This is a genomic window from Peribacillus sp. NPDC060253 (assembly GCF_042727425.1).
Taxonomy (GTDB): domain Bacteria; phylum Bacillota; class Bacilli; order Bacillales; family DSM-1321; genus Peribacillus.
In genome coordinates this window covers 1-5,562 of sequence record NZ_JBHXAS010000195.1, presented here as the reverse complement: position 1 = coordinate 5,562, position 5,562 = coordinate 1, and the positions used below count along the sequence as shown (strand labels likewise).

Sequence of the window (5,562 nt, the reverse complement as noted above, 5' to 3'; positions counted from 1 at the left end):
GAGCAGTTATTTTTTGATTTTATATAAATACTTTGTGACACAGTATGTGTCAACTCTGCAATAAGTCTTATAGAACTAACAGGTGCTTTACTTCAATAAGGAAGGTTGCTGAGGCAGCCTTTTTCTTATGGCACTAACGGGGCAGGTTAGTGGAAGAAGGAACTATTCTGAACTATCTAGAAATAAAGACTGTAAAGAAAAAAGATAAAAGAGGTGTTTTTTATAGAAAAGATACCTGTTAAAACGATTAAGAAGATAGAAGAGGATATTGAAAAAAATGATTTAGGGAAAGCAAGGGATAGACTACACGGGTTAATTTTAACCTATCCTAATGAGTTAGAACTCCGCAGAAAGTTGGGGGATATCTATTTTGCATTAAAATATCCTTCAATGGCTGGTCGTTACTGGTATTTAGAAAAGAATAAGACATCAGAAATGGTAAAAGCCTGTATTCTGTTCGAAAAGTCTTTGGGAAACGATGCTTTCAGAATATCACGAGCTCTAAAATTTAAAGGTGATAGAGAAATTTTAATAAGACTGGAATTGGATCAGGTAATTTCACCTATACAAAATAAAGTGAAAGAAAATTTGATGGAACAACCTGACGATGTATTGAAAGATAAGTTAGTTATTTTTGGGTGTTTCTCAATAATAATATTAACAATTCTCTTTGCATTATTGGGAGTTTACTCTCTTTTAAACTGGATTTTTTGATCCGTTATCTTGCTTTATAAGAGGGGTTATTCTAGTACTTGTTCTATAACAAACGGGTGCGTTAGCTGAAAATCGGGGCTGTCTTTAAGGCAGTCTTTTCTTTATGCAATTATCGGGGCAGATTAGTTCACCAAAGATGAAATTACGATTTAATTAAACCGTAATCTCTCTTTGGTGGTGGTTTCTTTTTTGTTAGCTATCGTTATCGTTTGGAAAGCTATGTTTACTGTTGTTTATTTTTTCCATTTTACCTCTGTATAACGTATCTTTTAATTCTTCAAGTTTAAACGGTATGAGAGGTGACAGGTATGGGACGCCAGCAGAACGTAGATTGACCATATAGATAATTAATAGTGTTGTGACTATTATCATTGCTGGAGCCCCAAAGAAATTTCCCACAAGTAAAAATAGAATACGAAGTGTTGATATCGCAGGAGCTAATTGTTTGGTATAAAGGACGAAACCTAAAAGAAAAGTTATCGCTATCACAATTAGACTTGCAGGATGGATAATCTTAGCTGTGACTGCTGTTTCTCCGACTGCAATTGTAGCTAACAAGGAGATAAGCATGATGGCACTTGAGGAACTCTAAAAGTAACGTCTATTAAGATAGTTGTTAATACGATAAATATTATCATCGTCCAAAATGCAGGAAGCAGTTCATCGTTTGTTAGAAGGGTTTTTGTAACCTTATCTGGATAGCCATCTGCATAAAAATTTACAAGTACCACATATATGCTCGGTAAATAAATGGATAGGGAAAAACACATATACCTTAATAACCGATTCATTAGTCTGCCATAATTTGAAATATATTCATCAGGTGCCGAGAACATCGAAGCAAATAGACCTGGTAATATAATGCCGTATGGACTTCCATCTACCAGGACCACAACTTTTCCATCATATAAAGAAGATATAACAACATCGGGGCGTTCTGACTCCTCACTCATTGCGAAAATCTTAGTTGACCTACCTTCAAATGCTTCTTTAATCGTCATAGATTCTAGTACATAGTTAACGGATATTTTATCAATATGATTTCTAACCTCTGTTAATACATTCTTGTCAACAACTTCCTTTACATAGAGAATGGAAATGTTTGTCTTAGATAATATTCCGATTTCTATTGACTCCACGCAAAAATTAGGTGTCTTCATCATTCCACACAGTAAGCTCACATTAATATTAAGATTTTCGGTAAGTCCAACTAAAGGCCCTTTTGGTGAACGCTCACTGATAGCTTGTTCAATATTCCTTTCTTTAAACTGTGTTGTACCAGCTATAATTCCTAATTCAATGCCTTCAAATATTATAACGGTTCCACCGTTTACTATGGCATCAGTTAATTCCTTATACTCTTTCGCAACGAATACTTCTGCTGTTTTAATAATATTCTCTGAAACATCCTCTAAAAGAGAGTATTTTTTTATGGTCTCCATCGTTGAATCTAATAGGGGGGTAATTACGTTTTCCTGCAAGCTATCTTTATTTACCACCCCATCAAGATAAATAAGGTGTACCATTATAGAACGATTAGACCCGATTTTTAATTTCCTGACTCTAAAATCAGCTGTGTCGTTGAAACTTTCCTTTAGCTGTTTTGTTTTTTCATGGAGATTCTTAAGTGTGTTTTTGATTATACTAACCACCTTAGTATGTTCGTTTTTTCTAAAAAATAACTTATATGTATGCAATTCCCATTCGTCTTCAATAAGAGAGTTGCTTTGGCAGCTCTTTTTCTTATGGCACTAAAGTCAGGTTAGTTCAACAGTGCTGTTTGATCTTTGTTCAACAATTGGGCCATCCTAATGATTTTTGGGGAAAAATAAATATATCCCTATTTAAAATTCAGAATATTTCGTATAATGTATTTAAGTTTGGTACGGACATCATGATGTCTATGAAGCTTTTTTCAACAGCATTTAGTAGGGGGTGGCTCTTTCTAGTTGTTTAAATGAAATATTTCTTAGAACATCATCGGTGTATATGGCATAAATCAAGGGGTGTTATGGAAAGGATCTTAAATCAGAAAAGGGGTTTTTTCTTGAAAAGAAATTTTTTAAGTAAAAGAAATTTGTTTATCTTCTCCCTAGTTTTTGTGCTTGCATTAGTAGGATTTTCTTCAGGTACACTTCCAGACCATCTTGACCCTCTTGCACCTGACACTGTTTACTTCAACGGAAAAGTTATCACCATGGACAAAGATGCTACTATTGCCGAAGCTGTAGCAGTCAAGGACGGAAAAATCATTGCTGTTGGTTCAAGTAAGAAAATTAGCAAGTTAAAGGGACGGCACACGAAAGTCGTTGATCTAAAGAATAAAGTGTTATTGCCGGGATTCTATGATGCCCACAGTCATTTTCCGAGCTCCGGAATGGACGGGACTGTTCAAGTTAATTTAAATAGTCCACCGGTAGGTCCTATTAAAAATATTGATGATCTGATCATTGCCTTGAAAGATCGAGCTATGGAAACCCACGAAGGTGAATGGATACTCGGGCGAGGGTACGATCAGACACTTTTAGCAGAAGGACGTCACCCGACACGTGAAGATCTGGATAAGGTATCAACGGAGCATCCAATCTATATCGGACATACTTCCGGACATTTAGCAGTAGCTAATAGTGTTGCGCTTAAATTGGCAGGAATTACAAAAGTTACTCCTGATCCACCTGGTGGGGTAATCGTAAGAGACCCTAAGACAGGAGAACCGACAGGGGTATTAGAGGAATCTGCTATAGGTCTTGTAAGCAAGCGTATTCCTGTTGTTACAGAAGAGGAAAATCTTGCAGCGTTTAAAAAGGCTGTCCAGGATTATATCTCAAAAGGTGTAACGACCTCGATTATAGCTGGAGCAAATAAACAGGGGCTTATTGATTTACAAAGATATCAAAAGCAAGGTTTGCTGCCGTTAAGGGTAACAGCCATGGGTGGAGGGTTTGGTGGCGTTATAACCCCTGGTGAATTAGGCGGTTTTGTAACAGGTTTCGGTAGTGATATGTTGAAGCTTGGCGCTGTGAAGCTGTCTCATGATGGATCCATTCAAGGGTACACCGGCTATTTAAGTAAACCGTACCACGTGCCGCCGGGAGATGATCCAAATTATCGGGGATATCCGGCGACAAGTCGTGAGGAATTAACGAAGCGAGTAGTGGAATTGCATAAGGGTGGATACCAAATTGCGATTCATGGTAACGGAGACGCAGCGATTGATGATATTCTTTACGCCTTCCGTACTGCCCAGGAGAAGTATCCGCGTAAGGATGCGCGTCATCGTATTGAGCATGCTCAAATGGCTAGAATAGATCAATTGGATGAAATGAAGAAACTGGGTGTTACACCATCATATTTTGTTTCCCATACCTTCTTTTGGGGCGATCAGCACAGGGATATATTCATGGGGCCTGAACGAGCAGCTATGATGAGCCCTCTAAAATCGTCCATTGATCGTGGTATTAAATTTAGCATTCATCTTGATTCTCACATTACCCCAATGGATCCGATGCAGGCAGTATGGTCTGCTGTTAACCGGATTTCAAGAAGCGGCAAGGTGATTGGTCCGAAGCAAAGAATCACACCATTAGAGGCACTTCGCGCAGTAACAAGTGATGCAGCATGGCAAAACTTCGAGGAAAATGAAAAAGGCTCAATCGAAAAAGGGAAATTTGCAGACTTTGTTGTTCTGAAAGAAAATCCGTTAACAATTGACCCTATAAAAATTAAAGAAATCAAAGTACTTAAGACAATTGTGAACGATAAGGTTATCTACGAAAATTAAATTAAGGATAGGATGAACGGGGACGGCGGTTCTTGTGCTTCATTCACTTGCTGGTGAAGCACAAGAACCGTCTCTTTACTTCCTTCGTGCCCAGCAAGCAGTTAATTGCTAGTTAGCGAAAGTCCAACCCAAGTAAGTGCCAAGACGTTCGGTAGCTGACAGGCAACTGGTGGAGAGAATTCCTAAGGTTGAAACCCTGTGACAAAGTAACTTGCTTTAAGAGGGAGAATACCAGCTAATACAAAGTTATGTGCTTATTCAAGAAAAGGGCGAGACTCTTTAATAAGAATCGCTTATCTTAAAGAACTAACCGGTGCGTTCGTATTATAAGGTTAGCCAGTTTTTACTGGTTGACCTTTTTTTAATAGAATCTATTATATCAGTAGCCAGGGTAGGACGTACGGGTGCGTGGGACTTGATCCCGTGAACTAAACTGTCCGCCCCCTACTTGTAGAAGCATGTTTGAGGCTGGTTGGGACGTAGATCTCGTATAACAAGCGAAGCTATGACACTACATGGAGGACTAGGGGTACTGGTTAGTAAGTAGAGGAGGGAAAAACGATGAATCCAGTTGTTGGTCTGGATGTGGCAAAAGGAGAGAGCCAAGTTCAGGCATTTTTAGATCAATCTAAACCGTATGGGAAGAGCTTTTCAATGAAGCATATCAAAGAGGAACTAAATCATTTTTTAGACTTTCTAAAAGAAATTGAAGAGGTGACAGGGCAGATGCCTATGGTCATTTTAGAATCTACAGGGCATTACCATACTCCTGTTATTCAATACTTGGAGGAACAAGGGATTCTATATATCTTACTAAATCCGATTATTTCTTATCAGGCAAAGAAGACCAATTTACGGAAGGTAAAAACAGACGCTATCGATGCGTACCAGTTGTGTGTGCTGTATTACAAAGAGGATTTTGACCCTCATAAAATTAGAGGAATACAGCTATTAGACCTTCGGAATTTGTCAAGACAACAGGAAATCGTAACGAATATGTATGTGGAAGCTAAACTTCAGTTTCACACCATTTTAGATCAAGTGTTTCCTGAATACCGGAAGGTTTT

Annotated in this window: 5 protein-coding genes; 3 read left to right on the top strand and 2 right to left on the bottom strand. The window is 38.2% G+C overall.

The window, feature by feature from the left end:
• Positions 1–222: 222 nt before the first annotated feature.
• Positions 223–714, top strand: a complete 492-nt coding sequence (locus ACFWE9_RS25610; protein WP_230161858.1) for a DUF6584 family protein — start codon at positions 223–225, stop codon at positions 712–714.
• A gap of 192 nt (positions 715–906) precedes the next feature.
• Here the strand turns inward: ACFWE9_RS25610 and ACFWE9_RS25605 are convergent, their stop codons facing one another.
• Both ACFWE9_RS25605 and ACFWE9_RS25600 read right to left on the bottom strand, forming a co-directional pair.
• A complete protein-coding gene (locus ACFWE9_RS25605) occupies positions 907–1,284 on the bottom strand; it encodes a spore germination protein (RefSeq protein WP_253074198.1) in 378 nt (125 codons plus the stop codon).
• Positions 1,266–2,411, bottom strand: a complete 1,146-nt coding sequence (locus tag ACFWE9_RS25600; RefSeq protein WP_377359465.1) for a spore germination protein — start codon at positions 2,409–2,411, stop codon at positions 1,266–1,268. The genes ACFWE9_RS25605 and ACFWE9_RS25600 overlap by 19 nt, the downstream gene beginning before the upstream one ends.
• A 350-nt stretch (positions 2,412–2,761) precedes the next feature.
• On the opposite strand from ACFWE9_RS25600, the gene ACFWE9_RS25595 reads away from it, so the two are divergent.
• Positions 2,762–4,495 carry an amidohydrolase gene (locus ACFWE9_RS25595; RefSeq protein ID WP_377359463.1) on the top strand — a complete coding sequence of 578 codons (1,734 nt, stop codon included), beginning with the start codon at positions 2,762–2,764 and terminating at the stop codon, positions 4,493–4,495.
• 561 nt (positions 4,496–5,056) lie between these two features.
• The coding region (locus ACFWE9_RS25590; RefSeq protein ID WP_377359461.1) for an IS110 family transposase at positions 5,057–5,562 on the top strand (506 nt) is incomplete at its 3' end.